This window comes from Lysinibacillus fusiformis, from assembly GCF_003049525.1.
Taxonomy (GTDB): Bacteria; Bacillota; Bacilli; order Bacillales_A; family Planococcaceae; genus Lysinibacillus; species Lysinibacillus fusiformis.
This window is the reverse complement of record NZ_PYWL01000013.1, coordinates 1-25,851: the sequence shown is the minus strand read 5'-3', so window position 1 is coordinate 25,851 and position 25,851 is coordinate 1. Positions and strand designations below refer to the sequence as shown.

General features: G+C 35.2%; 30 protein-coding genes and 1 riboswitch. Of the genes, 19 read left to right on the top strand and 11 right to left on the bottom strand.

What is annotated here, in order from left to right; genetic code table 11:
• Positions 1-13: 13 nt before the first annotated feature.
• From C9J29_RS24805 to C9J29_RS20185, 4 genes are all read left to right on the top strand, one after another.
• Positions 14-460: a recombinase RecT gene (locus tag C9J29_RS24805; RefSeq protein ID WP_237068887.1), complete on the top strand. Its 447-nt coding sequence runs from the start codon at positions 14-16 to the stop codon at positions 458-460.
• 585 nt (positions 461-1,045) lie between these two features.
• Positions 1,046-1,480: a helix-turn-helix domain-containing protein gene (locus C9J29_RS20195; RefSeq protein ID WP_107922692.1), complete on the top strand. Its 435-nt coding sequence runs from the start codon at positions 1,046-1,048 to the stop codon at positions 1,478-1,480.
• Positions 1,481-1,652: 172 nt separating this feature from the next.
• The gene (locus tag C9J29_RS20190) at positions 1,653-2,063 is read left to right on the top strand and encodes a hypothetical protein (protein ID WP_089986980.1); all 411 of its coding nucleotides are present in this window, start codon (positions 1,653-1,655) and stop codon (positions 2,061-2,063) included.
• Between the two features lie 808 nt (positions 2,064-2,871).
• Positions 2,872-3,243 (top strand): VOC family protein, encoded by a 372-nt coding sequence (locus C9J29_RS20185; protein ID WP_043990323.1) that lies wholly within the window; start codon positions 2,872-2,874, stop codon positions 3,241-3,243.
• Positions 3,244-3,410: 167 nt separating this feature from the next.
• On the opposite strand, the gene C9J29_RS20180 is transcribed toward C9J29_RS20185, so the two are convergent.
• Complete coding sequence (locus C9J29_RS20180) at positions 3,411-3,671, bottom strand: hypothetical protein (RefSeq protein ID WP_008177390.1); 261 nt, start codon at positions 3,669-3,671, stop codon at positions 3,411-3,413.
• A 416-nt stretch (positions 3,672-4,087) separates the two neighbouring features.
• On the opposite strand from C9J29_RS20180, the gene C9J29_RS20170 reads away from it, so the two are divergent.
• Together C9J29_RS20170 and C9J29_RS25240 are read left to right on the top strand one after the other, a co-directional pair.
• Positions 4,088-4,411: a YolD-like family protein gene (locus C9J29_RS20170; RefSeq protein ID WP_107922691.1), complete on the top strand. Its 324-nt coding sequence runs from the start codon at positions 4,088-4,090 to the stop codon at positions 4,409-4,411.
• Positions 4,412-4,657: 246 nt separating this feature from the next.
• Positions 4,658-4,879 (top strand): YhjD family protein, encoded by a 222-nt coding sequence (locus tag C9J29_RS25240; RefSeq protein ID WP_473808335.1) that lies wholly within the window; start codon positions 4,658-4,660, stop codon positions 4,877-4,879.
• Positions 4,880-5,347: 468 nt separating this feature from the next.
• Here the strand turns inward: C9J29_RS25240 and C9J29_RS20160 are convergent, their stop codons facing one another.
• Positions 5,348-5,752, bottom strand: a complete 405-nt coding sequence (locus C9J29_RS20160) for an Rrf2 family transcriptional regulator (protein ID WP_008177395.1) — start codon at positions 5,750-5,752, stop codon at positions 5,348-5,350.
• 228 nt (positions 5,753-5,980) lie between these two features.
• Here C9J29_RS20160 and C9J29_RS20155 point away from each other — a divergent pair, with 228 nt between their 5' ends.
• The 8 genes from C9J29_RS20155 to C9J29_RS20120 all read left to right on the top strand — a co-directional run bounded on the left by C9J29_RS20155 (position 5,981) and on the right by C9J29_RS20120 (position 13,584).
• Positions 5,981-6,619: an FMN-dependent NADH-azoreductase gene (locus tag C9J29_RS20155; RefSeq protein ID WP_008177396.1), complete on the top strand. Its 639-nt coding sequence runs from the start codon at positions 5,981-5,983 to the stop codon at positions 6,617-6,619.
• 39 nt (positions 6,620-6,658) lie between these two features.
• Entirely contained in the window at positions 6,659-7,297 is a 639-nt protein-coding gene (locus C9J29_RS20150; protein WP_096365502.1) for an NAD(P)-dependent oxidoreductase, read from the top strand.
• Between the two features lie 39 nt (positions 7,298-7,336).
• A complete protein-coding gene (locus tag C9J29_RS20145) occupies positions 7,337-7,969 on the top strand; it encodes a DsbA family protein (RefSeq protein ID WP_008177398.1) in 633 nt (210 codons plus the stop codon).
• A gap of 544 nt (positions 7,970-8,513) precedes the next feature.
• Entirely contained in the window at positions 8,514-8,939 is a 426-nt protein-coding gene (locus C9J29_RS20140; RefSeq protein ID WP_036126381.1) for an acyl-CoA thioesterase, read from the top strand.
• Between the two features lie 11 nt (positions 8,940-8,950).
• Positions 8,951-9,325, top strand: coding sequence for a DUF423 domain-containing protein (locus C9J29_RS20135; protein WP_107922690.1), 375 nt, complete (start codon positions 8,951-8,953; stop codon positions 9,323-9,325).
• 146 nt (positions 9,326-9,471) lie between these two features.
• The gene (locus C9J29_RS20130; RefSeq protein ID WP_107922689.1) at positions 9,472-10,803 is read left to right on the top strand and encodes an SPFH domain-containing protein; all 1,332 of its coding nucleotides are present in this window, start codon (positions 9,472-9,474) and stop codon (positions 10,801-10,803) included.
• A gap of 14 nt (positions 10,804-10,817) precedes the next feature.
• Positions 10,818-11,921 (top strand): TFIIB-type zinc ribbon-containing protein, encoded by a 1,104-nt coding sequence (locus tag C9J29_RS20125; RefSeq protein ID WP_107922688.1) that lies wholly within the window; start codon positions 10,818-10,820, stop codon positions 11,919-11,921.
• A gap of 457 nt (positions 11,922-12,378) precedes the next feature.
• On the top strand, positions 12,379-13,584 hold the full coding sequence (locus C9J29_RS20120; protein WP_043990300.1) for an EAL domain-containing protein: 1,206 nt from the start codon (positions 12,379-12,381) through the stop codon (positions 13,582-13,584).
• Between the two features lie 88 nt (positions 13,585-13,672).
• Here C9J29_RS20120 and C9J29_RS20115 read toward each other — a convergent pair whose 3' ends face one another.
• The 3 genes from C9J29_RS20115 to C9J29_RS20100 all read right to left on the bottom strand — a co-directional run bounded on the left by C9J29_RS20115 (position 13,673) and on the right by C9J29_RS20100 (position 16,362).
• Positions 13,673-13,990: a tyrosine-type recombinase/integrase gene (locus tag C9J29_RS20115; RefSeq protein WP_008177405.1), complete on the bottom strand. Its 318-nt coding sequence runs from the start codon at positions 13,988-13,990 to the stop codon at positions 13,673-13,675.
• A 699-nt stretch (positions 13,991-14,689) separates the two neighbouring features.
• Positions 14,690-14,926 carry a hypothetical protein gene (locus tag C9J29_RS20110; RefSeq protein ID WP_107922687.1) on the bottom strand — a complete coding sequence of 79 codons (237 nt, stop codon included), beginning with the start codon at positions 14,924-14,926 and terminating at the stop codon, positions 14,690-14,692.
• 803 nt (positions 14,927-15,729) lie between these two features.
• The gene (locus C9J29_RS20100) at positions 15,730-16,362 is read right to left on the bottom strand and encodes a hypothetical protein (protein ID WP_008177415.1); all 633 of its coding nucleotides are present in this window, start codon (positions 16,360-16,362) and stop codon (positions 15,730-15,732) included.
• 144 nt (positions 16,363-16,506) lie between these two features.
• Here C9J29_RS20100 and C9J29_RS20095 point away from each other — a divergent pair, with 144 nt between their 5' ends.
• Both C9J29_RS20095 and C9J29_RS20085 read left to right on the top strand, forming a co-directional pair.
• The gene (locus tag C9J29_RS20095) at positions 16,507-16,977 is read left to right on the top strand and encodes a hypothetical protein (RefSeq protein WP_043990301.1); all 471 of its coding nucleotides are present in this window, start codon (positions 16,507-16,509) and stop codon (positions 16,975-16,977) included.
• Between the two features lie 560 nt (positions 16,978-17,537).
• Positions 17,538-17,756: a hypothetical protein gene (locus C9J29_RS20085; RefSeq protein ID WP_237068885.1), complete on the top strand. Its 219-nt coding sequence runs from the start codon at positions 17,538-17,540 to the stop codon at positions 17,754-17,756.
• A gap of 84 nt (positions 17,757-17,840) precedes the next feature.
• On the opposite strand, the gene C9J29_RS20080 is transcribed toward C9J29_RS20085, so the two are convergent.
• The 3 genes from C9J29_RS20080 to C9J29_RS20070 form a co-directional block, all read right to left on the bottom strand.
• A complete protein-coding gene (locus C9J29_RS20080; protein WP_107922686.1) occupies positions 17,841-18,239 on the bottom strand; it encodes a hypothetical protein in 399 nt (132 codons plus the stop codon).
• 198 nt (positions 18,240-18,437) lie between these two features.
• Positions 18,438-18,758, bottom strand: a complete 321-nt coding sequence (locus C9J29_RS20075) for a DUF4183 domain-containing protein (protein WP_043990304.1) — start codon at positions 18,756-18,758, stop codon at positions 18,438-18,440.
• 478 nt (positions 18,759-19,236) lie between these two features.
• On the bottom strand, positions 19,237-19,515 hold the full coding sequence (locus C9J29_RS20070) for a hypothetical protein (RefSeq protein WP_089986989.1): 279 nt from the start codon (positions 19,513-19,515) through the stop codon (positions 19,237-19,239).
• Between the two features lie 659 nt (positions 19,516-20,174).
• Between C9J29_RS20070 and C9J29_RS20065 the strand changes: the two genes are divergently transcribed.
• From C9J29_RS20065 to C9J29_RS20055, 3 genes are all read left to right on the top strand, one after another.
• Positions 20,175-20,936, top strand: a complete 762-nt coding sequence (locus C9J29_RS20065; protein ID WP_107922685.1) for a glycosyltransferase — start codon at positions 20,175-20,177, stop codon at positions 20,934-20,936.
• A 178-nt stretch (positions 20,937-21,114) separates the two neighbouring features.
• On the top strand, positions 21,115-21,516 hold the full coding sequence (locus C9J29_RS20060; RefSeq protein ID WP_008177431.1) for a VOC family protein: 402 nt from the start codon (positions 21,115-21,117) through the stop codon (positions 21,514-21,516).
• A gap of 72 nt (positions 21,517-21,588) precedes the next feature.
• The gene (locus C9J29_RS20055) at positions 21,589-22,344 is read left to right on the top strand and encodes a class I SAM-dependent methyltransferase (protein ID WP_107922684.1); all 756 of its coding nucleotides are present in this window, start codon (positions 21,589-21,591) and stop codon (positions 22,342-22,344) included.
• Between the two features lie 110 nt (positions 22,345-22,454).
• Here C9J29_RS20055 and C9J29_RS24415 read toward each other — a convergent pair whose 3' ends face one another.
• The 3 genes from C9J29_RS24415 to C9J29_RS20045 all read right to left on the bottom strand — a co-directional run.
• Entirely contained in the window at positions 22,455-22,604 is a 150-nt protein-coding gene (locus C9J29_RS24415; RefSeq protein ID WP_164908719.1) for a hypothetical protein, read from the bottom strand.
• Positions 22,605-22,928: 324 nt separating this feature from the next.
• Positions 22,929-25,283 (bottom strand): M13-type metalloendopeptidase, encoded by a 2,355-nt coding sequence (locus C9J29_RS20050; protein WP_090002734.1) that lies wholly within the window; start codon positions 25,281-25,283, stop codon positions 22,929-22,931.
• A 371-nt stretch (positions 25,284-25,654) separates the two neighbouring features.
• Positions 25,655-25,701: riboswitch (PreQ1 riboswitch) on the top strand.
• A gap of 55 nt (positions 25,702-25,756) precedes the next feature.
• Positions 25,757-25,851: IS3 family transposase (locus tag C9J29_RS20045; protein WP_141395400.1), on the bottom strand; the 95-nt coding region annotated here is incomplete at its 5' end.

Below are 25,851 nucleotides of genomic sequence, written 5' to 3'. Positions count from 1 at the left end.
TCTAGCTGCACTTATGCAATCTGCTCAATTAGGAGTGGAGCCAAACACAGGGCTAGGACAAGCCTATCTAATCCCATACGGCAAACCAGTTCAGTTCCTATTAGGTTATAAAGGCTTAATCGATTTAGCAGTACGTAGTGGGCAATACAAGGCAATTTATGCATATGAAGTTTTCCAAGAAGATGAATTTTCTTACTCATACGGATTACACAAAGATCTTGTTCATGTTCCGTCTCAAAACCCACAGGGTGAACCAATCGGTTACTACGCTGTATACCACTTGAAAAATGGTGGATACGACTTTGTTTACTGGACAAGAGAACGTGTTGAAAAGCATGCTCACAAGTTCTCACAAGCAGTTCAGAAAGGTTGGACAAGCCCTTGGAAAACCAATTATGACGCGATGGCTAAGAAAACTGTACTGAAAGAAGTATTGAAATACGCTCCTAAGTCAATCTAGGTTGATGAAACGATTAAAACAGAGGTTTCCGAGGATATGAGCGATGTTATCGATGTTACGGATTACTCAGTTATTGAAGATGAACTAACTCAAGAGGAATTGATCATTGAACAGTAACGTACCCCACAAAGTCCTTCTGCCTGCTTGGATATTTCAACAGGCGAAGGATAACGATGAAATCAGACGCTTGGTACTGGAATACGTGACTAGGTATCCAAACTATAGAGTTATCAAAGTTAGTGGTAGTTTTGCGGTTTGTGAGAAGTTAGAGAGCTTTTTATAGAAGCTCTCCATACTACATTACTTTTCTAACTTTTCAGCAATTCTTAATAGAATTTCAGTTTGTTCTTTTTGGATATTAATGATTTTAAGCACGAACCAGACTATAAATACTATTGGTACAAGATAGAAAACTAATAAAAAGAAAATAGGTATAATTCCAAATAATATTTCCATAACTGTATAAAAACCTCCTTGCTGGATTATTGTACCACGAGTAATTGAATATTGGAGGTCAATTTTAGGCTAGTAATTTAAGATTAAAAATTTAAAAATTTCAAATATTGACCGTAGGAGGGCAAACCTATGTTAACAGGGCAAATTAAAGTTACGAAAGAGGATTTACTTCAGTGGATTGAGAATTATCGTTGGATGGTTGAAACAATTGAGGAAGCAAAGCAGCCGGTAGCGAAGATGAATAACAATAGCTACATTGGAGCTAAAACAGCTATGTATGGCCTTGAAGCAACATTACCAAAGGCAAGTGGTGGAACTAGTGATCCAGTGTTTACAGAAGTACAACGTCGTGTATATTCGCTGAATTTTCGAATTAAGCAATATGAGCAAAAGATAGCAGAAGTGCAGAAACACATTCCATTTGTAGAAGGCGATAGAGAGGTTGAAGTCCTTCATAGATTGCTAGATGGGGATAGCATACGTGCAATTGGCAAGCATATGGGGTTATCTAGCACGACAATTTTTAGAGTAAGAAATAATATTTTGAGTCAGATGATGAAGTAGCCGAAAGGCTGCTTCTTTTTAAAACATTTATTCAACAATCGGGCCATATTATTGAATAACAATTTTTAAAGATATATTACCAAACGACGCTTTGGTAACTTTATTTGCTTAATTAGACTTGGCTCTTTATTCTTAATAAAGGTTGAACAAGTAACAAGAGGGGCGATAAATAGTGAGGATTCAAGAAGTAGAAGGTTATTTGAAAGGAAAAATAAATGTTGATACAGATTCAGTATCGTCAATTTGGACAACATTTAAAGAATTTTGTGAGGAAGATATTGTAGGAGAAGATGAAAAGGAAATTTTATTCGAATGTGGTACTTACCGTAAAGAAATGTTTCATTTTTCGTTTGTACGCCAGTTTACTGAATACGAAGATGATGAATATTTAGGAATGAGCCAGCTTCATTGCAAACTATTATTTACTCCTATTGATGAATTTAAAAAATTACAAGTTACAGAATGGTCAATGGATTTTGAAAGCTTAGATGAATTTTTTAGACATATAGAAAATCTTAAAGTATTTAAAAATATAGTTAATTTAAAACCTAAAACAGTTCAAATTTATCAAGATGAATGTTAAGAAGTTGAGCTGTATATCTGTACATCCAATAACGAAATAACGTTCCCAAATAAAAGTTTGGGTAGACACAAAAGCCAAGAAACGCTGTAAAACAAACGTTACTTGGCTTTTTCATTGGATATTGTTTATACATTTTTTATACAAAGGTATATAAAGAGAGTTTACAATAAGACTTTTCAAAATTTTGCAGAAAACATTGTAGGGATGTTATATGAATAAAAACCTGTATATGGAGACTTTCTAAATCTGTATTCTTCTCAATCCTATATTACAATTGCTGGTGGTTTAGGTGAAACGATCTTCAACAAAATGGTCAACCAGAAATATTTTCTGGCTGACCTTATAATACGATCGGGCGCGATTGAGTAACAAAAGGAACAGATGTAACAAAAGGAACAGATGTAACAAAAGGAACAGATGTAACAAAAGGAACAGATGTAACAAAAGGAACAAATGAAAACATGTATCATGTTTTGTGAAAGAAAAAATATGATGTAAGCTAGGAAGTAGGTCGGCCCGGTAAGGCTTTCCTATATTGGTATTTATAAAAACCAAAATATTAGAGAAAGACAGACCGACGACCGACCTGCGCTGAACAAACTTGTTCGGAGCATGACAGACATGGCCAGCCCATATTTTTTTAAGAGATTAGGTATCTTAATTAATATAAAAGGCTAAAAATGCCTGCAAGTTGAAAGAAATAAATATCGAATGTTATACTTGTCCAAGCAATACTTTAATTATATGGTTAATAAACTATAATCTGGTATTTAAACCAAAAGTGGGAGAGAAGCAAGTGAAACTAACTATGAAATATATCATTCTTTACGTAAATGATTTTGAAAAAACGATGAGTTTTTACAAAGACATTCTAGGTTTGCAAATCAAAATGCAACAAGATACATATGTTGAATTCGACACTGGTGTAACAACTCTATCGATTAATACGCGTAAATCTGTCAAAGAAGAAATAGGTTTAGATGTACCTGAATTAACTTCGTCAACTCAAACTTTTGAAATCGCATTTGTTGTTGAAGATGTGTCTGCAACAATCGAGAAACTCCGTGAACAGGGTGTACCAATCATAAAGGAACCAGCTACAAAACCATGGGGACAAACAGTTGCATATGTAGCAGATCCAGATGGACATTTTATTGAAATTTGCACATTGGTTGAATGATAAGGAAGTTTGTTTAAAATAAATTATTCTTTTTAATAACGACTTGAACTGCCCCGTAAAAGTTAGACATCAATCTAACTTTTACGGGGGCTTTTTTCATTCTTTTAACAGAAAGACCGAGATAGCATAAATACCCTTGTTCATATAACAAACTTTTATTTTATAATTTAATAAAGTTTAGATATAGTATCAATAATAAAATAAAGGATCATAAGTCCTATCCCAATTGCTAGAGCCTTACCTGAAGATTTTTCTTTTTGCACATCATTTTGGACTTCGTTTCGTACTCTCTCTGACACTTCTCTCGTTTTTCTCGTTGAAGTATCTTCAAAGATTGTATTACAATATTCACATTTTACAAATACTAAACCATCTCTATATACTTTCTTAAAAGGGTTACTGGCTAAACAATTAGGGCATTTATTCATCAATTTCCACCTCAATTTATCTATCTACTATTTACCATTTTAGGGAATTTGATATGTTTTGTATATATAAATCGATTATCAATTAACTGGAAGGGTTTTAACTGTCTCTGTAGAACTATTTGAAAAGGGGTGTGGTTAAAAATTACGATATAATAGTACCAGTAAAATTTTTATTAAACGTGAACCTGACCATGTACCAATTATAGGTTTATCAAGCTACATCTAACACACGAAGTACATGAAGCACTAAAAGATGATGTGGCTCTAAACCTTTTAAAGGAACAGGGTTACAACGTAATTAGAATGGTCCACAGAGATGAGAATATTATAGCTGTCAATTTCAAAGAAAGATTTTAAAGGTTATCAAATACGATAGCCTTTTTTATTTCCAGCCATTTTATCTTGCTGGAAAGCGAATGTATCTTCTGATATATATACAAACGAATGCTCTGTTAAGCGAGAGGTTAAAATGGCAGCTAAAACAAAAACACCTACAAAAAAAAGAGTCAAAACATCCTGAGCGAGATGAATTTGATTTAGAGGAAATCGCAAACTCCCTAACTGAAGCTATGCAGGGTAATCAGACAAAGGTATTCACCATTTATAAGCAGGAAGATCCACTAACAGGTACAGTCACAAAAATGGATGCAAACACTAAATTAATCCATATTAAAGATAAGTACATGAATATTCACAAAGTGCATTTCTTAGATATCCTAAAAATTTTAGATATCGATTAAGAATGGAGAGTGATTTGTATGTTACATGATCGTGGGAATTAGAGGAGATAGAGCAAACTTTACAGCGAGCGTTTAAATTGCAGAAATTAGGTAAATTAACGCTGTAGGACCACTATAAACTACATGACCATGTAGGGCTGGTAACTGGCATTGATACGTACAAAAAAGAGTTATTATTAGATACAGATTTATCGATAAAACGAATTACATATGATCTAATTCAAAAAAAAGCATCATTCGTAGACGATGATTAAGCCTGAAGAACGGAGAGATGTACATCAATTTATCCTTTTGGAGCTTGCAGTAAAGTCTTTACAAAATGACTACGATAAACTAGGGAATCTTAAGATGTCCAAGGTCTATATCGAAATAGTTGATGTCCTTTTAAAAGTTATAAGGCCTGATTACTACAATAAAAAGCGCATGTTGACTAAACAAAGAATCGAAATAGTTAGGTGGATCATATAGATCAATATTTTAGCGACGTTGTGGTGAAGAATCCTGGAGAAGATGTAGTACTACGGTACGCAAAACAAGCGCTAAAAACACAAGTTGAAAATTTAATTTTTAACTACTTAAAGGAGATTAAACAATAGTTCAGTACAAAGACTAATTAATTTTCAATCAAGCATAACCCTGTTCTAAGCAAGGGCGGGGTTAAAATATTATTTTTGAAATAGGTTCTTCTTTACATTAAAAATTATAAAATCTAACTTCCAATTCCTTTTTGAACTAAAGCCTCCGTTATTGAATAATAATGTTTATTCATTACTCATTTTAAATAACTCACTTATTGAACTCTTGCACCTGTTACTTTAAGTACATTTATTCAAACTTATCCCTTTTTCGCCTTCTTTCGTATAGGAACACCCCTAATTTAAGAAGCTATTATCCTCCAAATCAAATCTAAATATTAATTAATAAAAAAAATCATCTCTATTCATTGAGATGATTCATAACACTTTCGAGAGTTTTATTCTTTAACTCGTTTTCCATTGCGGTTTGTACACTTTCAAAGGTTACATTCAGTGTATGTTGAATTTTTTTACCTACATGGCAATCAGGATTAGGGTTATTGTGTATAGGAAACAACTCTTTTTCTAGATGAACGGCTTTATAAATATCAAATAAAGTGATGTCACTAGGGTCTCGAGTTAAGGAAGAACCTGGTACGCCAACTTTAGAAGTCAGAATTCCAGCTTTTTTTAAGTCACTACTAATTCGTCTTATGACAACAGGGTTTGTATTTACACTGCTGGCAATCTTTTCAGATGATAATGTTGAGTCTGTAGAAATTAACGATAATACATGGATCGCTACAGAAAGACGTATATTTATCATGCAAATCACCCCTCATGTAATAATATTAGTTACATATATTTATTTGTCAATTAGATAATATCCAAATAATTATTTAAAAAGATTATTACTGAAAAAAGATTATTGACATTCGTATAAGGTGTAACTATAATCGTTACAGAATGGTGTAACAATTATAGTTACAACTCAATAACCCTTTGTATTTAATAAAACTATTACTTTGCTTTGGAAGAAAGGGAGTATTACAAAATGACAACAGTATTATATATCACAGCACATCCACATGATGAATCAAAATCTTACAGTATGGCGACAGGAAAAGCGTTTATTGATACGTATAAAGAAGTTAATCCTAACGATCAAGTAGTTCACATTGATCTATATAAAGAAAATATCCCTCAAATTGATGCAGATGTTTTTAGTGGGTGGGGAAAGCTTAGATCAGGGTCAAGCTTCGAGGATCTATCAGAGCAAGAGAAATTAAAAGTAACTCGCCTTGGTGAAATAAACGAACAGTTTATTACGGCTGACAAGTTTGTCTTTGTTACGCCATTCTGGAACTTTTCATATCCTCCCGTTATGAAAGCTTACTTGGATGCAGTTTCTGTAGCAGGTAAATCTTTTAGATATACAGAAAACGGACAGCCAGTAGGGTTGCTAACAGACAAAAAAGCATTGCACATACAGGCACGAGGTGGTTTTTACTCTGAAGGTCCAGCTGCAGAACTTGAAATGGGTCATCGTCATCTCCAAGTAATGATGAATTTCTTTGGTGTTCCTTCTTTAGAAGGACTCTTCGTTGAGGGACATAATAAAGTGCCTGAAAGAGCACTAGAAATTAAAGAAGATGCTATTGCTCGTGCAAAAGATTTAGCTAAAACTTTCTAAAATTATCAGGGAATAACTATTTAAATTAGGGGGATTAACATGAAAATCGGTATTATTGGAGCAAATGGTAAAGCAGGAAGTTTTATTCTTAAAGAAGCCTTTAGTCGTGGACATGAAGTAACAGCTATTGTTCGTAATGCTGCTAAAGTATCTCATGAACAAGTGGCAATATTAGAGAAAAATGTATTTGATTTAAAAAAGGAAGACCTTAATCAATTTGATGTAGTGGTAAATGCCTTTAAGGCTCCCAATGGACAAGAACAACAACATGTGGAAGCTGGTAGAGTTTTAATTAATGCATTACAAGATGCTCCTGAAACTAGATTAATTGTAGTAGGCGGTGCAGGAAGTTTGTATGTAGATGAATCTCAAACAATGAAAAAATTTGAATCACCAGGTTTTCCAGAAGCCTATTACCCAACTGCAAAATATATGGGCGAAAACCTAGAGGATCTTCGAAATACTAGTAGTGTTCATTGGACTTATATTAGCCCAGGTGGTGTTTTTGACCCAGAAGGTGAGAAAAAAGGTTCTTACCAAAAAGGAAAAGATCAAATTATCTTAAACTCAACAGGTGAAAGCTACATTAGCTATGCAGACTATGCTCTTGCAATACTTGATGAAATAGAAAATCAACAACATAAAAATGAGCGTTTCGCTGTAGTGGGAGAACGCTAAGTACAAAAAAATATTATTCTTTTGAAAGGAGCTTTTAGTATGAGTGATAAAGAAATTTCTCTTGTATATGTATGGGATGCTTATTGTGGTTGGTGTTATGGCTTTTCGAAAAGTATTCGTACTTTGCACGAAAAGTACCCAGAATTACCATTAACAATTATTTCCGGCGGTTTATTTGTAGGAGATAGAAGTCTTCCTATAAATGAATACCCTCACATTCCTGAAGCAAATAAGCGCATAAGTCAGCTTACTGATGTAGTGTATGGTGAAGCTTACCAAGAACTTCTAGCAAACGGAACTTTTGTTATGGACTCTGAGGTTGCAGCCATTGGGTTTTCTGCATTAAGATCTATTGCACTTGAACGTGCAGTGTATTTTGCTTCATCCATGCAACACGCTTTTTATTACGAGGGAAAAAGCCTTAGTGCTGAAGAAACTTATAGGGAGATAGCTATTGCTCATAATCTTAATCCTGATTTAGTTATTGAACGGATGAAGGAAAAAGATACTATAAGCGATGCTTATGCTGACTTTACAAAGGTTCATCAACTTAACGTTAATAGTTATCCTACACTTTTATTGAAAAAAGGTGATGAATACATCAGCTTAGGCGGGGGTGCTATGACTGCTGAAAAGCTTGAAACTCAATTGAAAGAAATTTTAGAAAAATAAAAATAAGGTTTCGGTTTATTCAAGAATTTAATTGATATTCAATAAAAACATCCTCTATGTAATATACAAGATAGAGGATGTTTTATTTAGTATTATTAATGGGTTCTTTATATGTCTCCCATGTACTTTCCTCAACAACCTGTCCCGATTGTTGCATAAACGCCATTTAAAATAAATGTATAATGTCTAGTGAAGATGAGGATGTATGGATAGCTGATGGGATAAAGATTTCAAAGGTACAGAAAATTTTCAATGATTTGTGGAAGAAATAATTTGTTTTCTATAGAAATACATAAAAATATTTAACATTGCACCTGCTCATTACTTTGATACTTTTATTTAAAATGATGGTACCCCAGAAAGTACCCCACTTAAAAGTGTTTATATGAGTTTATATGAAATGTATTTCATTTTAGAAAAATCCATATTTATTTTAGATATTCAAGAATAACTTCCATTTATTTTTCAACTCTCTTATTTCCGTAGAGCAAAAACCCCACCAAATCAACATTTTTACGCTATAATGTAGGACGAGGTGAAGAAAATGTTTGTGAGTGAAAAACAGATTGAGATTCGATATGCGGAGACAGACCAAATGGGCGTTGTCTATCATGCAAACTACATCATTTGGATGGAAATTGGACGTACGCAGCTTGTAAGTGATGCGGGCTTTAAGTATGCGGCATTAGAAGAAGATGGTTATGTGTCGCCGGTTATGGATTTATCGATTTCCTATAAGGCTGCGATGCATTACGGGCAGGTGGCAACGGTTCGCACTTGGGTAGAAAAGCATGACCGGTTACGAACAACTTATGGCTATGAAATTTTACATGAGGATGGTACGGTGGCGGCCACTGCACAGTCTGTACATATTTTAGCTCATAAGGATACATTGCGTCCGGTATCGTTAAGTAAAGTGGATCCTGCTTGGGATGCAAAATATAAAGAAATTGCCGTTGTGGCAAAATAGGAGAGCCATAGATGGAAATGTTTTTAGCGTTAGGCGCGGTTTTGGCCTGTATGGGTGTTATTTTAGGTGCTTTTGGGGCGCATGCTCTAAAGGATAAATTTGCATCGTCTCATTATGCAGCCATTTGGGAAACAGCTGTGCAATATCAGATGTACCATGCATTAGCGATTATCGGGTTAGGTATTCTTTCGAATGAGGCGCTTTTAGGAAGTTCTAGCCTGCTTTCATGGGCAGGATATTTAATGTTTACAGGGATTGTTTTCTTCTCTGGTAGCCTGTATGTCCTTGCAGTGACAGGTGTGAAAAAACTTGGGGCGATAACACCCATAGGCGGAATGCTATTTATTTTCGCTTGGGGACTTGTAGCGATTGCGGCATTCTCATAAAAGAAAACGAGACAGTTCTCACAGGAGCTGCTCGTTTTTTTATGCGTGAATAAAGAAAAGTGAAACAATTTGTCTGATTATGCGTATTACATATTGTTTATAGATGATAAAATAAGCTAAACATCAATGTGAAGGTGGGAAATTAAATGGGTTTATTAAAAGCGGGAATTGGCGCATTTTCTGGCGTTTTAGAGGATCAGTGGCGTGAATATTTCTATTGTGAGTCATTATCGGCCGATGTGCTGGTGACTAAAGGTGTGAAGCGCACGTCCAAACGTGGGTCAAATAAAGGGAATGACAATATTATTAGTAATGGTTCTATTATTGCGATAAATGAAGGGCAATGTATGATGATTGTTGAGCAGGGGAAGGTCGTAGAGTTTTCTTCAGAATCAGGCGAGTATGTTTATGATACGTCAACTGAACCTTCCATTATGTATGGCTCAGACCTGTCTCAGGGGATTATGGAGACTTTCAAGCAAATTGGCAAACGTTTTACATTTGGTGGAGAGCCTGCAAAAGATCAGCGAGTGTATTATTTTAATAAGAAAGAAATTGTAGGTAATAAATATGGAACGCCTGCACCTGTCCCTTTCCGTGTAATTGATCGCAATATTGGCTTAGATATTGATATTGCCATTCGTTGTCACGGGGAATATTCTTATAAAATTATAGACCCCCTATTATTCTATACAAATGTTTGTGGCAATGTAGAGCGTGAATACACTCGGGGCTCGATTGATAGCCAGTTAAAATCAGAATTAATGACAGCGCTACAACCGGCGTTTGCACAAATTTCAGCAAGCGGCGTTCGTTATAGTGAAATACCTGCCCATACAGTTGCATTAGCAGATGCTCTTAATAAAGTATTATCAGAGAAATGGCTTGCGACACGAGGACTAGCGGTTGTGTCATTTGGCATTAGTACACTAAAAGCGTCTGAAGAAGATGAGGCAATGATTAAACAATTACAACGCAATGCTGTGATGCGTGATCCTGGGATGGCTGCGGCTCATTTAACGGGGGCACAGGCAGATGCGATGATTGCGGCTGCCAACAATGATGCGGGTGCAATGTCAGGATTTATGGGCATGAACATGGCTGCACAAGCTGGTGGCGTTAATGCTAGTCAGCTTTATCAATTGAATGAACAAAATAAGCAAGCTCAAATGGCCCAAGCGGCTATGCAAAATCAAACAGCAAATGAAGCTAATGCGTGGACATGTACATGTGGTCATGAAAATACTGGGAAATTCTGTTCAAATTGTGGGACATCAAAACCAGTTGAAGAAGGTTGGTCATGTGCATGTGGAGCGGTAAATAAAGGAAAATTCTGTAGTGAATGTGGGGCAAAAAAACCTACAGGAGCGTTAGTATATGCATGTGATAAATGCGGATGGGCGCCAGAAGACCCTACTAATCCGCCAAAATTCTGCCCTGAATGTGGCGATGTGTTTGATGAAAACGACGTGAAGTAAGGAGAGGATGATTCATGTCAACGCAAGAAGTTGAGAATGTCAAACAAGTAAAGCTTGATTTTGATGCGGAATGTCCTTCATGTAGTGCATCAATTGAATTTAATCCTGCGACAGGTAAGCTTTCTTGCCCTTATTGTGGCTTTGAGTCAGAAATAGCTACCCCAGAGCAAGAAGAAGAAAAAGCTGCTCAAGAAATGGATTTTTTAACAGCGGAGGAACGAGGCAATTTCAATTGGGGTGTGGAGAAAAAAACAGTGATCTGTGAAGCCTGTGCGGCGGAAACGATATACGATGCACTACAGGTGGCTGACAGTTGTCCTTACTGTGGTTCCCATCAAGTCATGGAAGCAAGTGCTGAAAACACACTAGCCCCAAATGGTGTATGCGCTTTTGAAGTAACAGATAAGCAAGCTGGGGAACATTTTCAAAAGTGGATAAAAGGTAGATTGTTTACACCGAAAGCTGCCAAAATTAGTGCTCGGCCGGATGCCTTTAAAGGGGTCTATCTTCCATACTGGACATTTGATACGAAAACAAGCTCCAGATATTCTGCCAGATATGGACGACATCGCACCGTTACAGATAAAGATGGTAAAACACATACAGAAACAGATTGGTATTCAACAAGTGGCTTTTATCAGGAATTTATCGACGATCATTTAATAAGTGCAACTACTCGCTATGATCAGAATATGATGCGAAAAATCGAGCCTTTTAATCTTTTAAACAATAAGGCCTATAAACCAGAGTATGTATCGGGCTTTTTGTCTGAACGATATAGCATTGGCTTACAGGATGGCTGGAATCATGCCAAGAGGGATATCCATGATCATCTTCAAGCGCAGATCACTTCAAAAATTCGTTGGGAAAATAGCGCGGATGTCGTATCGAATTTACGTTTTTCGACCAATCATGATGATATTACATACAAATATTTAATGTTACCGATTTGGTTGTCGTCCTTCCGTTATAAAGAGAAAATTTATCGCTTTATGGTCAATGGGCAAACGGGTCGAGTAGGTGGGGATGCTCCAATATCACCACTACGTGTAACGATAGCTGTTATCTTATCATTACTAGTGATAGCTGTCATTTGGTATTTCTTCATGTCTGAATAACGATGAGCAGTATTCCATCAGGGGCTTAGTTGACCATTTGGAATACTGCTTTTTTCATAAAACTGTCCATTAATGCTAGGTAATTGACTACTTTATGAATCATTATCATCCTTTATCCCAGCCGCTAGGGAAGCTCATAGCATAAATTATAATGAATAGTAAAAAGAGCGAACAGCCTTGAATAAATAACATGTTAGGTAGAACGAAAGCATACAATGACAAGATGGCGTAAAAAAGTAACCTATCCCATTAGAAATGATGGGAAATTATAAGGTTGACAACGAAGATGATGAGAAAATTTCAGACAGATACGCCAGAAATGTTAATAAGTGAAGTTGCGATTTTACAATAAAAAACTTATTATACAGTCAGAGAGCATTTTTTTAGCTATTAAAAGACTATGAAATGTTATTTTTGAATAACAAATAAAAGGTTATTCATAATGGAGGTTTCGAAGATGGACGCAATTGAAGTGTTAACGAATTTAGATCAAATACATGGGTATTATCAGCCGATATTTAGCGCAGACGCGCATACGGTGATAGCCTACGAAATTTCCGGACATCTACAAATTGAAGGTCAGCAAATTAATTTAGAGGATTTCGTTAATAATGAAGATATTCCAGAAGAATATCGAATAGATATGGAACATAAAATTTTGCATGCAGCACTAGCCCAAATTGGGGAAATTGCATCAGATATTGATATATACATTCCTAGTAACCCCAATTTATTGATGCAAGATTTTGGTGAAAGTCATTTTAATATCATCCAACAATATATTGGAGAAGAAGATTTAAACCGCATTGTATTTGTCGTATCTGAGCATCGATTTTTAGGAGATATTAATAAACTGCACCATGCACTGAGGTATTTTACGACATTTGGGGTAAAAATCGCTGTTCAGGAAGTAGGAGCTGAAAGTCATTTAGAGCATATTGCGTTATTGGCGCCCCATATTTTAAAAGTGAATACACGTGATTTAAATTATGATTCTTGGTCTGCTCAATCCGATATGATTTCTGCTATTGGCAGTCTTGCCTATAAAATAGGTGCGAATCTATTATTCGAAGATATTGAAACGGTTTATCAGCTACAATTTGCTTGGAAAAACGGAGGACGCTATTATCAAGGTCCTTATTTAGCCAATCCTGCAATGAATCTTGTCGATAAAGAGGTATTAAAGGAACGCTTTAAAAAAGAATGTCAGCAATTTATTACGTCTGAAAAGAAAATGCTAGAGGCACAATTTTTGCAGCTAAAGAAATTAAGAGAAGAATTAGAGGCGATTGTACACCGTGTGAAACCAACGAGTGATAATACCTCACAATTAGAGCATTTAGCTGAATTACTGGATAACTATTCTTTCAGACTATATATTTGTAATGAGGATGGCTTCCAATTAACGCCGAACGTCATGAGAATAGAGGGAAATTGGGAGTTGCAGCCACGTGCCATCAACAAAAATTGGAGCTGGCGCCCATACTTCTTACAAACGATTATTAAAATGCGAAACGATCAAAGTGGCGAAATCTCTGAGCTTTATCGTGATATTGAAACAGGCGAAATTACAAGAACCTTTTCAATTGCTATCAACGAACATGAATACTTGTTTGTTGACCTTTCCTATGACTATCTTTACGAACACAATATTTTTAGATAGGCTTTGAAATGCTGATATAACAAGGGTTGTGGGGTATAACTTATGAATGTACCCCACTTTGTACCCCAAATTTGATGTTTATCATGATTTATTCAATTTTAATTAAAGAAGAAAGAATTTGTGTTGCCTTTAATTCCTCATCCGCGAGGGAATGTGCATATACCCTCATCACCATTTCAGGAGTATCCCCAATGATTTTTGCAACTGTAGTTACAGCGGTTCCCTCTGCAATAAGAATACTTACAAATGTATGGCGAAGAATATGTGCTGAGAAACGTTCAAAATCATGTTTCTTCTTTAAAGCATTAAACATTTTAGATATATAATTACTGCTAATTGGTTCTAGGTTAGCAGTAATAAATAAATAATCATCTTCTTTTAATTCAACGTTGTAAATTTTTTTCATTTCAATACACCATATTTTACAAGAGAACCCCACCGAATGGTGAGGTCATAAAAAATTTTACGGAAACGTTATTGTATTTGAATAAGGGCTCTCTACTCCATTTACAACTTGTGTTACGCACCAAGATGAACCAGAAACAAATTGAGGATTTTGATGGGTTATTATTCCATTGTTATTTGGGAAAGGAAAATAATAAGAAAATACAATATTTCCGTTGATAACTTGATACACTTTAAAATCTGCATTTGGTTCCAAGTATATAGTAATTGACGTTGACGTAAAGTCAGAGGTGATGCTTGGTGCTGGTGGTGTTAAGCTATTCTCGTTTTATACCTTGTCTATATCAAGGTTTTATAACGAGCCTTCACCGTGCAGGCGACTTTCATCGCACACGGCGATCCGTCAGCGATAAAAATAAGAAACTTATTTCCCCGACGTTATTATATGTCAATTTAGGTCAGGTAAATACTGACGAATGTTAATGGTCTTGTTAATACGACAAAAGTGAATAGAAAAAAGCCGCAGCTTCATCATACGCTACAGCTTTCAAAAAAAATAAAGGGTCACTCGGGATAGTAGTGACCCTAAGTAACAATTCGAGAGGTTTCAAGTTAAACTAGTTTAGCTTAACACTACTATTTATATGCTTAGTTAACTTAGGTTCTATAGTTTATTGCCTTTGGAATAGAAAAAGAGCGACTATAATATAGCTCTAAAAAACTCATAAAATCCCATGTTCATTGGGATTGCCCAAATAATGAAACCCAACAGGGCAATAGGACCAAGCAAAAAGTTGTAAACCTTCTTTGGCAAAATGCTGCCCAATAGGATTTTATAAATCATTGCACATCCTATCATTACAACTGGCAGTAAGATCAGTGGTGGTATAAAAAACCACAGACTTCCCACAATTGATATATTTGTAAATATGTCCATTAAATTACCTCGTTATGTATTTTATGTAAATTATAACATAGAAAAAGCCGCAGCGTTCGCACACGCTACAGCTCGAATTGGCTGGTTTATGATCTTTGAACAAATTCTCAAAAATTTAGCTTTAGAAGGAGTTTCTTGTACATGCTATTATTCAACAACGGTTTAAGGAGCTAAGTATTGAATGGATCACTTTTTTACACTTAATTTTTGGGAAATGACTCTTAGAACATTATTTTCTTTTTTTACACTACTTATTTTGGCACGAATCCTTGGAAAAAAACAACTTGGCCAACTTATTATTGTTACACATAACAAGGAGTTAATACTAAAGGAGATGATTATAAAATAATGAAAAATATGATCTATATAGTAGGGTTGTCTATTTAAAGTTTAGATATAGTATCAATTATAAAATAAAGGATCATAAGTCCTATCCCAATGCTGTTGTACCCCACTTGAATTACTTTAATAACCCCTTATTACAAACATTGATTTAAAAATAATTATTAGAATTACTTTAACTACACCATTCTTCAAAATTAAAGAAGCTTAATTAAAAACCTGACGTTTATGAACACAATATTTTTAAGTAAGTCTAGAAATGCTTAACTAGCAAGGAATGTGGGGGATACGTATGATTGTACCCCACAATTGACGTAAGGATTTATTCTATTTTAATTAATAAAGAGTGTGCTTGAGTTGCTTTCAATACATTCGTTAATTTAAAAACCCAACTACAAAAAAGTTTGTAGTTGGGTTTTCATAACATGATATTTATACTTGTACAACAGTTTAATAGCTACTTAATTTCTATACATTAACTCGGTATACGTATCACCATATGGGGTTGCAGTTTCAGTAATATACGTGTTGATAATTGTACCAATAGGATTTCTTACTACATTTTTTACTTTGTGGTAAATAACATCTTTTCTAACACCAACACGGATATATTTAGTAGGGTACTGAGATTCATAAGTCCTTGTAGACGTAAAACTATGTGAAAATGAAATACCGAACGTTGATGAACCTTGTGCAAAGGAGCCGTTTATACTCCAAGTGATTCCACCAGCGATGGATACACTTTTCACTTTATCCCAACCTGGTGTAGCGGGGTGATAACCAATAAATGCACGTGAAACAGTGTATTTTTCAAGTGTTGTCTGAGTTGTTTGATTACATGTAGCACATAAAGGTTGTATGCTGTTATTCAGATAAGATTGGTAATCTTCTTCTGATTCAAACAAAATCATGCCACCGTCTTCTGTTGGTACGCTATACCTAGCATCTGTCACAAATTCTAAATCTTCAAAGGGTAGTAATTCTGAATCACTCTCGGCTGCATGGACTAAAAGGCTACTGCAACTAAAAACTAAAAATAACACAAAGCTAAAGAACAACGAACTAAGTAACTTATTTCCAGTAATTGCTGTCATCTTTTAACAACCTCCCCTGTATTTGTAATTCAATTTCCATTATATACTAAGTGGCAATGTTTGTATATACTAGTTTAGGTTATTGTATAATATGTAAGTATTGACCAAGATTATTAAATTTTATAAAAAGGTGGAAAAAGAGTCGTGAAAAAGAGGTTAACATTTTGTGCTTTACTTGGATTATTGTTAATGCAAACGGCTTGCAGCTATAAAGTGGATGTAAACTATGAAGAGAACAATCCCGAAATTGTTCTTTCAGAAAATACAAATTTAGAAAATTTAAGAGTACTAGAACTGGATGCTAATCATGAAGAAGGTAAGAAGGTTCTTAACATATTTGGAGAAGAGTTAAAGGATGGAATTTATGCTTACGATGAAAATGAACATAAAACATATATTTTAATAAATTCAACTACAAAGAATTACTCTGATTACTCTTTTAAATATAATAAGGAAAAGAAAATTTTAACTTTTACCTATACAACTACAGAAGGAAGTAGCACAAATAACAAAAAGCTATTTCTTTTAGAAAGTAACAAGAAGAATCCCTATGAGGAAATCAAACTTCTTAATAATGGGAATGAGGATGGTTTCATAGGTGTTTATACACGATAAACAATAATTTATAAATGTTTTACGTGGTGGTCGAATCATAGGGGCGGCCGTTCTTCAAAAAAAAGGTCGACGATTCTACAAATGGTAGCAGGATAACCGATGACCATGGGGGTACGAGAGAAAGAAAAATGCATCATTTTGTGCTTTAGTAGCTGAGAATGACAAAGAGGGGAACACTGAAACATCGAGCTTGGAATTCTCTCACTCATAAAATGTAGGCTTCTATAAAACCAGTAAGGCACAGAAAGATGTGTTTTACTGGTTTTATTCTATTTGTGAAAAATACTTATGATAAGAACCTTGTCACTTCCAATTTAAAAGAAAATTTTACAGATTTTGAACGAAAAGAAGAATCACTCCGTCTAATGGAGGAAGGAGGCGAAAAGGATGGAATTTGAATTAGAGCAGCCTGCTATACGGGGGGATCATGAAGTGATACTTTCCCTTATTGAAATGGGTGAGGATATTTTTTACATATATTAAAAATGAGCAAGATGCTATGGACGTGATGCTATTTTAATGGTGATATTTCCGCGGCGGAGCAAAGTGTATCAGTAAAGATGAATAAGGATAATCAAGGTGAATTTTTAATGTTCTCTGATGCAATAAAAGAAGATGGCACGCTGTTAGAGTTCAAAGGTATTCCGATTTCACGAGATGAGCAATACGTAGTGGAAACGACACAATTTGAAGATTATAATGGAAAGGCAAAAATATATTTAAACTATTATGTCAATCCTACTGGGAAAAATATTGAATTGAATATTCCTTTGCAATAAAGTAAAGATGTTCAAAAAGGCTCTTCTTTTTGGGCATCCTTTTTTCATTATTTCATCATCAATGAAAAACCTCCATACTTTCTATTAATGATCAAAGCTGCCTAGAACCATAAAGTCGACAATAACGCCGCTTACTGGATTTTCAGACCCCAATACACTAATGCCTAATACCGTCACACCACTAATATTTGTCACATTAGCAGAGACATATTTTGCAGCAATATTTTTCTCTCTCATTTGTACTCTAGGTCTTAAATTAATCGAAGCATTTGTAGAGTAAACGCTTGATACTGCGAAATCAATAGTTGATAACAAAGGATTGCCATTCGCTAATGCATTGTCTGTAACATACAAGGTAGCGATACCATTTGCGTCTGATGTAGCTTGTCCATAAATAATGCGCTTTTCTGTTTTTGGAATCAACTCACCAGCTTTAAACACATGTAATAATGTTGGTGCGAGTTTAATAATTTCAATGCTCATCGTCATTCTCCTTCGTTCAATATTTTAGTATCCATCGTAATCAAATGAATGATGCAATGTTATTCTATGAACTTTTTATTCGTTTATTACTTTATTAAAGTATAAGAAAAATTAATGTGATTTCTCCTTTAAGAAATTTAAGGGTCACTTGGGGATGTAGTGACCCTCGAACAAAAAATAATGGGAATTACTAAGTTATTACGTTTGTGTAACTAATTCTACCGCTTCTATTACTAAAGGCGTACCGGCAGTGAGTGTACCCGTAACGTCGTTAAAGGTTAACTCTGTTGCAGAAACTGTATAGGAGCCACCTTCCTGTAATACCCCATTAATATAGAAATTATAGTAGCCATTATTGACTACTGGGAAAGCAGTAGCGGCATTTCCACTATCATTTAAAAAGGCAGTTGCAGCAATAGTCGTGCCATCTGTGACAGCTAAATTTGCTGCTAAAATATTAAAGAATTTAGTGGAAGTTCCTGTAACATTTACATGGATATTTATAATTGAAAGTGCCATTTTTTCACCTCCCTTCAAAAAAATAATCTTTAGTGAGAAAATCAGATTTACGAAGTTGTTATACAAGTCCAAAAGTAGATTGTTATCACACCAGAAAATGAAAGTTTTCAAGAAAATGCAACTTCCTTTATTTCCTCTAATATTATATGAATTGAATATGGAGGATGGTTTGGCAATATGTCTATTAAAGAAAATTTGATATAGGATGAAGGGAGAGTGGCAGATGCTCGAACAACACTACATTAACGTATTGATGGCAAGACATTCTTAGTAAGGAAATAAATACAATTCATGTGGAAATTAATTATGAAATGGAATAGTATGAGGGAAAATGCTTGCTTTATCACTTAAGCAAGTCATGGATAATGATGAAATCAGTCGCTTAGTGTTGCTAGCGAAGACTAAACTTGTCATTTCTTGCGCTTACCCGGGAAATTATTTTTTATTTCCAAGCGATATGCTTTTTGTAAGGGCAAGATCATGTAAAGAAAGAACAGCATGCTAAAAGGAAATAGACATATTCGTCTATTTCCTGTTCCATAGCTTTTAACCTTGCTTTATGCTTGGTTTTTGGAATCGAATGATACTGCTCATAGCGGCACATTCTACAAGAGCAATGCACTTTACCTTTGCTCAATGTACCCCGTACAGGCATGTATTCATTTTCCCGTAACATAATATTCTGTAAAATAGCCCATTTCTTTTGAATCATTCGCTCTCTTTGATGGCGAATATAGGCCCTTGATCGATTTTTCATTCATATCAGCTCCCTTGAGAAACCCAAGCTTGCAGAGAGGTCAAGGGATGTATCGGCACTCCTTACAAGCTTGGTATGTCGCTGATAGTCCACATAAATCTTTTCATCTTATCAGTCCTTTTTACGAAAAGCCGCAGCATCATCGCACGTTACTTCTCAAAATAGTTTATGGTGGAGCTCATTCAACACAACGTACTTTCAGTCCTTATTAATGTACCATTTTTGGTTATAAAAGAGTATTTTCTTTTCCAGATGAAGAATATAAGACAATCTTAGTCGCGAGACCAGAAAGTGAATTACAATAACCATGGTGATTTTGAAGAGTTAAAATGAGAGGATATGGCTCCCAAAGCGGAAAGATTAATTGCCGTTATTTTACATTTTTTAAGAGCTCAATAAATGTATAAAATATTTCCTAATTTGCCGCGGATAAAGACTTCTAAGTGTCTTGAAACTGCAATACATAATAATTAGAAAAAATTTCAAATTTTGATTCGTTCAGGTCGATATTTAATGAGATAATATTCCTTATAAGGGTGGTGTTTGGCAGTGGGAATGAATAGATAGTGTCACTTCGATTTCATTTCCACAACATTCACTCTTGTGTCAAGTCACTGTTACAGAAATAAAAATGGTTTCATTTAAAGGGGAGATAATGTATGGGCGAAAAAGAGAACTCTTTAGAAGAAAAAAATAAGGAGGCTATAAAATTTTCAATTGTAATACCCGCGCATAATGAAGAACAGTACATTGGGAAATGCATAGAATCCATCTTAAAAGCTTCTAAACCATTTGAAAATCAAGTTGAAATCATTGTTATATTAAATCGATGTACGGATAAAACGGAGGAAATTGCAAGATCGTATAATTGTATCGTATTAAAGAATGACGACAAGAACCTTTCTAAGATAAGGAACACTGGTGTTGGAATAGCGAGAGGTGAAATCATCGTTACGATTGATGCAGATACACTGATGAATGATCATGTGTTGTCAAAGGCAGAGGAGTATTTAAGCTCAGGAAAGTATATTGGCGGCGGAGTTACAGGAAAGTTTGAAAGAATGTCCTTAGGAATTTTTGTTTCAGCTTTGTTACTAATTGGCCCATTATTCTTTAAATATGGAGCTATTTCTGTGGGGATCTTTTGGTGTTATAAAGAGGACTTTAAATTGATTAATGGTTTTAATGAAGAAATGCTTATGGCAGAAGATGCAGATTTCGCTAAACGATTAAAAGTGTTGGGCAAAAAGAGTGGGAAAAAATTTGGGACCATTCAAAATGGAATGATCACTTCAAGTAGGAAATTTGATAAAAATGGAGATTGGATATTACTTAAACGTCCATCAATCATCCTAGCCTATCTGAAAGGAACTGACCGAAAATATGCGGATGAAGCCTATTATGAAAATCAAGATAGATAAAGAATGGTCTTAAGCTAGATTTCAAGTATGAGAGATAAGAATAAAGAAACCATTGTGCCGTTAATCCTCATTCGATTAACGCTTTTTTTTTCGTTTGTATTGATCGATAGTGATATACCTTCACTAATAGAGGGAAAAAATGAGGGGATGTAGAATTCAACAGTAAATGTAAAGCTTTATGAAAGGAGAATGTAAGTTGACTACACCTAATAATACGCCCATTAAAAACAGAATCGGTGCTGTGTTTATCCCAGTTCGTAACTTAGAGAAGGCAATAGAATGGTACAGAAAAATAGTGGGTTTGGAAGGGGGAGAAGAGCATTTTGGACATTTATTCGTGGCACCTATGGAAGGAACGGCAGGATTAATTTTAGATGCTATGCCAAAGTGGAGAAAAGAGGATGGTGATATTGCCACCTATCAAGTCCCATCCATTCAGCTTGTAACGGATGATCTCCAAGCTTCTTATCAATTTATGAAGGAGCATCATGTTGAACTTGTGACAGAAATACAGGATGATTTTTATTTTGTGTTCAAAGATCTAGATGGGAATGTATTAATGATTTGTAAAAACACTTAGCACTTTATATAGGCAGCTATTTTTCTGGATAAAACCAATCGTACTGAATAGTAAAGGGAGGAAGGTAGTACTATGAAAACAACTGAAAATTTTACAGATAAGGCTGAAATATATGCGCAATATCGTCCTAGTTACCCTAATGAATATATTGATGACTTGCTTTCAGCTAACCAACTTAAAGGAGAACAGATAGTGGCCGATATTGGTTCGGGTACGGGGATATTGAGCCGTCAGCTGCTGGAAAAAGGTATGAATGTTATAGGAGTAGAGCCAAATGACGACATGAGAAAGATGGCTGAGGAGTCATTAAGCATACATTCTCGTTTTAAATCAATAAAAGGAACTGCCGAAAACACTACTTTAAAAGGTAATAGCGTTGATTTAGTAACAGTTGCACAGGCATTTCATTGGTTTGATAAAAAAGCATTTAAAATTGAATGCCAACGAATAGTAAGGCAAAAGGCTAATGTTGCTCTTGTGTGGAATAGCAGAGATTTAACTAGTCCGATTATTCAAGAGAATGCAGAAATTTGCCAAAGGACATGTTCAAATTTCAAAGGATTTAGCGGTGGAATGGAAGAAACCCAAGACGTTTTTAATAGCTTTTTTAAGGATGAAAAGTATGAGTTTAAAAAGTATCAAAATGATTTAGTATTTGATTATAAAGGTTTCTTGGGAAGGAATTTATCAGCATCGTATGCTCCCAAAAAACATGACGAAAAATATAAAGAATTCGTTTACTTACTGTCGGAGTTATTCGAAAAATACAGTAACAATGGAAAAATGGTTCTCCAAAATATAACGCGAAGCTATTTAGGTAATGTCTAAAAGAGTTGCTAAAATCAACCTAACCAGAAATGATTTTCATTTTTTTGATAGTCATAAAAACCCCAATATTCAACTTTATAAAGTGAATATTGGGGGTAATTCCACATGAATTACTTATTTTTTTCATTTTGAATACGACTGAAATCTACTTCCTCAGCGAACTCTTCTCGGTTTTTACGCTCTCTGTTAGCATTTTGATTTTGATTCTGTTGTTTTTTGTTGTCTTGTGTTTTATTATTCTTATGTTTATTATTACCCATGATCTTCTCACCTCCACCATTAGTGTGGGTGAAAGATGTTTTTTTATCCGCATAAAGTACAAATTGTGATGCTTCATAAGGTATGGATTGAGTAACATCCACTCGATTGTCAAAAATGAAAAAAGTAGCCATGGTATATTGAATTGAAGCAACATAAATTTAAAACAAAAAGACAGAGTTTAATCCACAAGCTCTGTAGATTAAATCTGCCTATTTGTTTTAATGACAACAATCTTAGAGAAAGCAGTATTACTCTAAAAAGAGCTTCTCCAGACAGTCATTGAACTTTTTTACACGGATGTAAGAGTAGTTCTACTGTGCGTTTTACCAGATAGAAACTCGATCCTCTGGAGCTATATACATGCCATCTCCAGGTTTAATTCCATAGGTATCATAGAATTCCTGGAAATTTACAATCGTGCGGTTTACTCGAACTTTATTGGCTGAATGTACATCGTTTTTGCTCAGCATTGCCGCAAATTCTTTTGTAGTAGTGGATTTCCACATTTCTGCATTACTTTCGAAATATGCTTTATAGTCTGGATTACTCATTTGGGATACAACTTGCAGTGAAGCTGCCATTCCACCTAAATCAGCGCCATTCTCGCTCAATGTAAGCTGACCATCATTGAAAACACCAGGGATAATCTCTATAGCATTATAAAACTCAATCAGTTTCTGGTTTTTCTCTTCGAACTTTTTAAAGTCCTCTTCTGTCCACCAGTTATTTGCATTGCCATTTTCGTCGTATGCAGATCCGTTGTTATCAAATGCATGGCTGATTTCATGGCCAATAATCATGCCAATGGCACCATAATTTTCTTCAGGTTTAGCATTTATATCATAGAAAGGCGCTTGAAGAATACCAGCAGGGAACGTAATTTCATTATTAAGAGCGTTGTAAAAAGCATTTACCGTATATACGCTCGTTACCCATTGCGTTCTATCTACCGGTTTATCTAGCTTGGCTTTCGTGTTATCAATATAAGCTTTCGTTACTGTGAAGGTATTAGAGAATAGCGAACCACCTTCGTCATATGTTTTGATCGCTACTTTGTCTAATGTCGTATCCCATTTGTCTGGATAACCAATTTTAACAATCATCGTATCCAGTTTTTTAATGGCTTTAGCTTTTGTTGTTTCTGACATCCAATCAAGAGATTTGATTCTTTCCTCATACGTAGCAATTAACTGATCTACCATTTGTTCAACATCTTTTTTAGCTTTTGGAGAAAAATGTTGTTCGGCATACATTTGCTCCAAATAGCCGCTCATTGTACTAGTTGTCTTAGCTACTGCGATTTCTTGATCTGTTTTTTCCCCTGTAACTCCGTATAATGTTGCCGCAAACTCATTAGCAGCATCTCCGAATTCATCTGACAACAGACCGCCAGTTGCCATAAGAAGTTGTACTTTAGAGTAGGCTTTAAGCACATTAAGATTAGTGTCAGTTAAGAGCTCTGCGCCTTTTTGTGCCAGCTTCACATCAAATACGATTACTTTATCTGCACTGTCAACTTTCATCGACTTCAAAACTTGTTTCATATCTACGGTTTTGAACATGTTATCGAATTGTTCGATTGAATATGGATTATAGTATTTAGTAACGTCGCCTTGTTCATGAGGATCAAGCGATACGGAAGCTAAGGCTTTTTCCATTTCGTAAATTTTCTCGGCGAATGCTATTGCAGCAGACTCTTTCTCACCTGACACGACTAAAAGCTTAGTCATATATTGAATATAGGCCTTTTTCGCATTAGCGTCTTCGCTTACAAAACTGTTCTTATCTAAACCAGTAGCTAATCCAGTGAAATACAGAGCATTTTTACTGCTGTTCTTCGCATCATTCATGATGGCAAAGCTAAATAGTGAGCTTAGACCCAATTCTTTCTCTAGGGTAAGATCTGCTTGCACAAGATCATCAAGGGTTTTAGCATCATCAATTGCCTTTACATATTTTTGAATAGGCTCAATCCCTTGTTTATTTCTATTGCTTGTATCCAATGCCGTCGAATAGAAGTCGGCAATTTTCTGTTCTTTCGTTCCTTCTGCAAATTGTTTGCCAGAAAGCTCAGTAATTATTTTTTCTATTTTATCTGTATTCTGTTTTTGAAGCTCAGGAAAACCACCGCCCATGATTTCTCCTACTGGAATTGTCGATCTATTTAACCATTTTTTATTGATTGCTTCATAAAAATCGTCATGTAAGTGGGAGCCTTTAAGTGTCCATATTCTGGCGATCAGATTTTGGAACTCATCAATTGTAATAGGGTCATTTGCGCCTAACTTGCCGTCAGGGTTGCCCGTCAGTACGCCTGCTTTTGTCAGATTATCGATATCTTTTTTAGCCCAAGTAGGTACATCAGTGTACTTAACTCCAAATGTGCCACTGCGAAGATCATTGCCAACAGGCTCTGGCAATTCGCCGAACGCTCTGCTCAACATAACTAAGGCTTCAACTTTCTTGGCTGGCTCATTTTCTCGTAAATCCTTGTTTTTTGAGCCTTGTATAATCGCCTCTTTATTTAGTCCTGATTGATATGCATCTGCTGCTACCAACAAGGTTTTAACAATCTCTCCTCTTGTCGCTGGTGGGGACTTTTCATCGGCATACACCGCTACACTTACTGATAGGACCATTATAATGGCCATGAGTAAGGATAAAAACTTCTTTTTCATCTTCGTGCTCCTTCATAGTGAATTTGTATAAATAAAGGTAATTGGGTAGATTTTAGAATTTCTACCATTTTTACATTGTAGTTGATTTTTTTTAGTTTGAAAATATGTTAGGAGCTATTTCGCTTCAAGAGAGCATTATCTAGCTAATTTTGCGCAAATAGAGCGAGAAATAAATTGTTAAGGTTTTATTTTATACGAATAGTAATAAATCTATGCTCAGTTGAAGGTTTCATGTACTGCTAAATGATAGGATAGTATAACTGTGTTTGTTTTACCAAAGCAGTATGACGGAGAAATTTGCTTGAAAAAAACCATTTGACGTTTCGTACTATTTTTCGTATTATATGGAGGAAAAGAATGCCCGGACTTAAACGGGAGAGGTTCATAGCTGATACCCTCTATAAAAAACTATGGAAACATGACACTATGCCATGTCCATATTGATCTGACCCAAAAAAGTTAGACATATTTAGTTAAGCAACTGCTAAGACCTGAGTTCGGTACTCCACCGGGCTTAGGTCTTTTAATTTTTCTTTCATTCGTTTGTGATTGTAGTAGTGAATATAGT

What these genes read in the sequence shown, in the direction of transcription:
- C9J29_RS20055 (WP_107922684.1), top strand. Translation starts at nt 21,589, where the DNA reads ATGAAAACAACTGAAAATTTTACAGATAAGGCTGAAATATATGCGCAA.
- C9J29_RS20050 (WP_090002734.1), bottom strand. Translation starts at nt 25,283, where the DNA reads ATGAAAAAGAAGTTTTTATCCTTACTCATGGCCATTATAATGGTCCTA.
- C9J29_RS20070 (WP_089986989.1), bottom strand. Translation starts at nt 19,515, where the DNA reads ATGAAAAATCGATCAAGGGCCTATATTCGCCATCAAAGAGAGCGAATG.
- C9J29_RS20080 (WP_107922686.1), bottom strand. Translation starts at nt 18,239, where the DNA reads ATGAGCATTGAAATTATTAAACTCGCACCAACATTATTACATGTGTTT.
- C9J29_RS20120 (WP_043990300.1), top strand. Translation starts at nt 12,379, where the DNA reads ATGGACGCAATTGAAGTGTTAACGAATTTAGATCAAATACATGGGTAT.
- C9J29_RS20075 (WP_043990304.1), bottom strand. Translation starts at nt 18,758, where the DNA reads ATGGCACTTTCAATTATAAATATCCATGTAAATGTTACAGGAACTTCC.
- C9J29_RS20185 (WP_043990323.1), top strand. Translation starts at nt 2,872, where the DNA reads ATGAAATATATCATTCTTTACGTAAATGATTTTGAAAAAACGATGAGT.
- C9J29_RS20065 (WP_107922685.1), top strand. Translation starts at nt 20,175, where the DNA reads ATGGGCGAAAAAGAGAACTCTTTAGAAGAAAAAAATAAGGAGGCTATA.
- C9J29_RS20155 (WP_008177396.1), top strand. Translation starts at nt 5,981, where the DNA reads ATGACAACAGTATTATATATCACAGCACATCCACATGATGAATCAAAA.
- C9J29_RS20125 (WP_107922688.1), top strand. Translation starts at nt 10,818, where the DNA reads ATGTCAACGCAAGAAGTTGAGAATGTCAAACAAGTAAAGCTTGATTTT.
- C9J29_RS24805 (WP_237068887.1), top strand. Translation starts at nt 14, where the DNA reads ATGCAATCTGCTCAATTAGGAGTGGAGCCAAACACAGGGCTAGGACAA.
- C9J29_RS20140 (WP_036126381.1), top strand. Translation starts at nt 8,514, where the DNA reads ATGTTTGTGAGTGAAAAACAGATTGAGATTCGATATGCGGAGACAGAC.
- C9J29_RS20085 (WP_237068885.1), top strand. Translation starts at nt 17,538, where the DNA reads ATGAATAAGGATAATCAAGGTGAATTTTTAATGTTCTCTGATGCAATA.
- C9J29_RS24415 (WP_164908719.1), bottom strand. Translation starts at nt 22,604, where the DNA reads ATGGGTAATAATAAACATAAGAATAATAAAACACAAGACAACAAAAAA.
- C9J29_RS20170 (WP_107922691.1), top strand. Translation starts at nt 4,088, where the DNA reads ATGTATCTTCTGATATATATACAAACGAATGCTCTGTTAAGCGAGAGG.
- C9J29_RS20150 (WP_096365502.1), top strand. Translation starts at nt 6,659, where the DNA reads ATGAAAATCGGTATTATTGGAGCAAATGGTAAAGCAGGAAGTTTTATT.
- C9J29_RS20135 (WP_107922690.1), top strand. Translation starts at nt 8,951, where the DNA reads ATGGAAATGTTTTTAGCGTTAGGCGCGGTTTTGGCCTGTATGGGTGTT.
- C9J29_RS25240 (WP_473808335.1), top strand. Translation starts at nt 4,658, where the DNA reads ATGATTAAGCCTGAAGAACGGAGAGATGTACATCAATTTATCCTTTTG.
- C9J29_RS20145 (WP_008177398.1), top strand. Translation starts at nt 7,337, where the DNA reads ATGAGTGATAAAGAAATTTCTCTTGTATATGTATGGGATGCTTATTGT.
- C9J29_RS20160 (WP_008177395.1), bottom strand. Translation starts at nt 5,752, where the DNA reads ATGATAAATATACGTCTTTCTGTAGCGATCCATGTATTATCGTTAATT.
- C9J29_RS20115 (WP_008177405.1), bottom strand. Translation starts at nt 13,990, where the DNA reads ATGAAAAAAATTTACAACGTTGAATTAAAAGAAGATGATTATTTATTT.
- C9J29_RS20180 (WP_008177390.1), bottom strand. Translation starts at nt 3,671, where the DNA reads ATGAATAAATGCCCTAATTGTTTAGCCAGTAACCCTTTTAAGAAAGTA.
- C9J29_RS20195 (WP_107922692.1), top strand. Translation starts at nt 1,046, where the DNA reads ATGTTAACAGGGCAAATTAAAGTTACGAAAGAGGATTTACTTCAGTGG.
- C9J29_RS20130 (WP_107922689.1), top strand. Translation starts at nt 9,472, where the DNA reads ATGGGTTTATTAAAAGCGGGAATTGGCGCATTTTCTGGCGTTTTAGAG.
- C9J29_RS20060 (WP_008177431.1), top strand. Translation starts at nt 21,115, where the DNA reads ATGAAAGGAGAATGTAAGTTGACTACACCTAATAATACGCCCATTAAA.
- C9J29_RS20100 (WP_008177415.1), bottom strand. Translation starts at nt 16,362, where the DNA reads ATGACAGCAATTACTGGAAATAAGTTACTTAGTTCGTTGTTCTTTAGC.
- C9J29_RS20110 (WP_107922687.1), bottom strand. Translation starts at nt 14,926, where the DNA reads ATGGACATATTTACAAATATATCAATTGTGGGAAGTCTGTGGTTTTTT.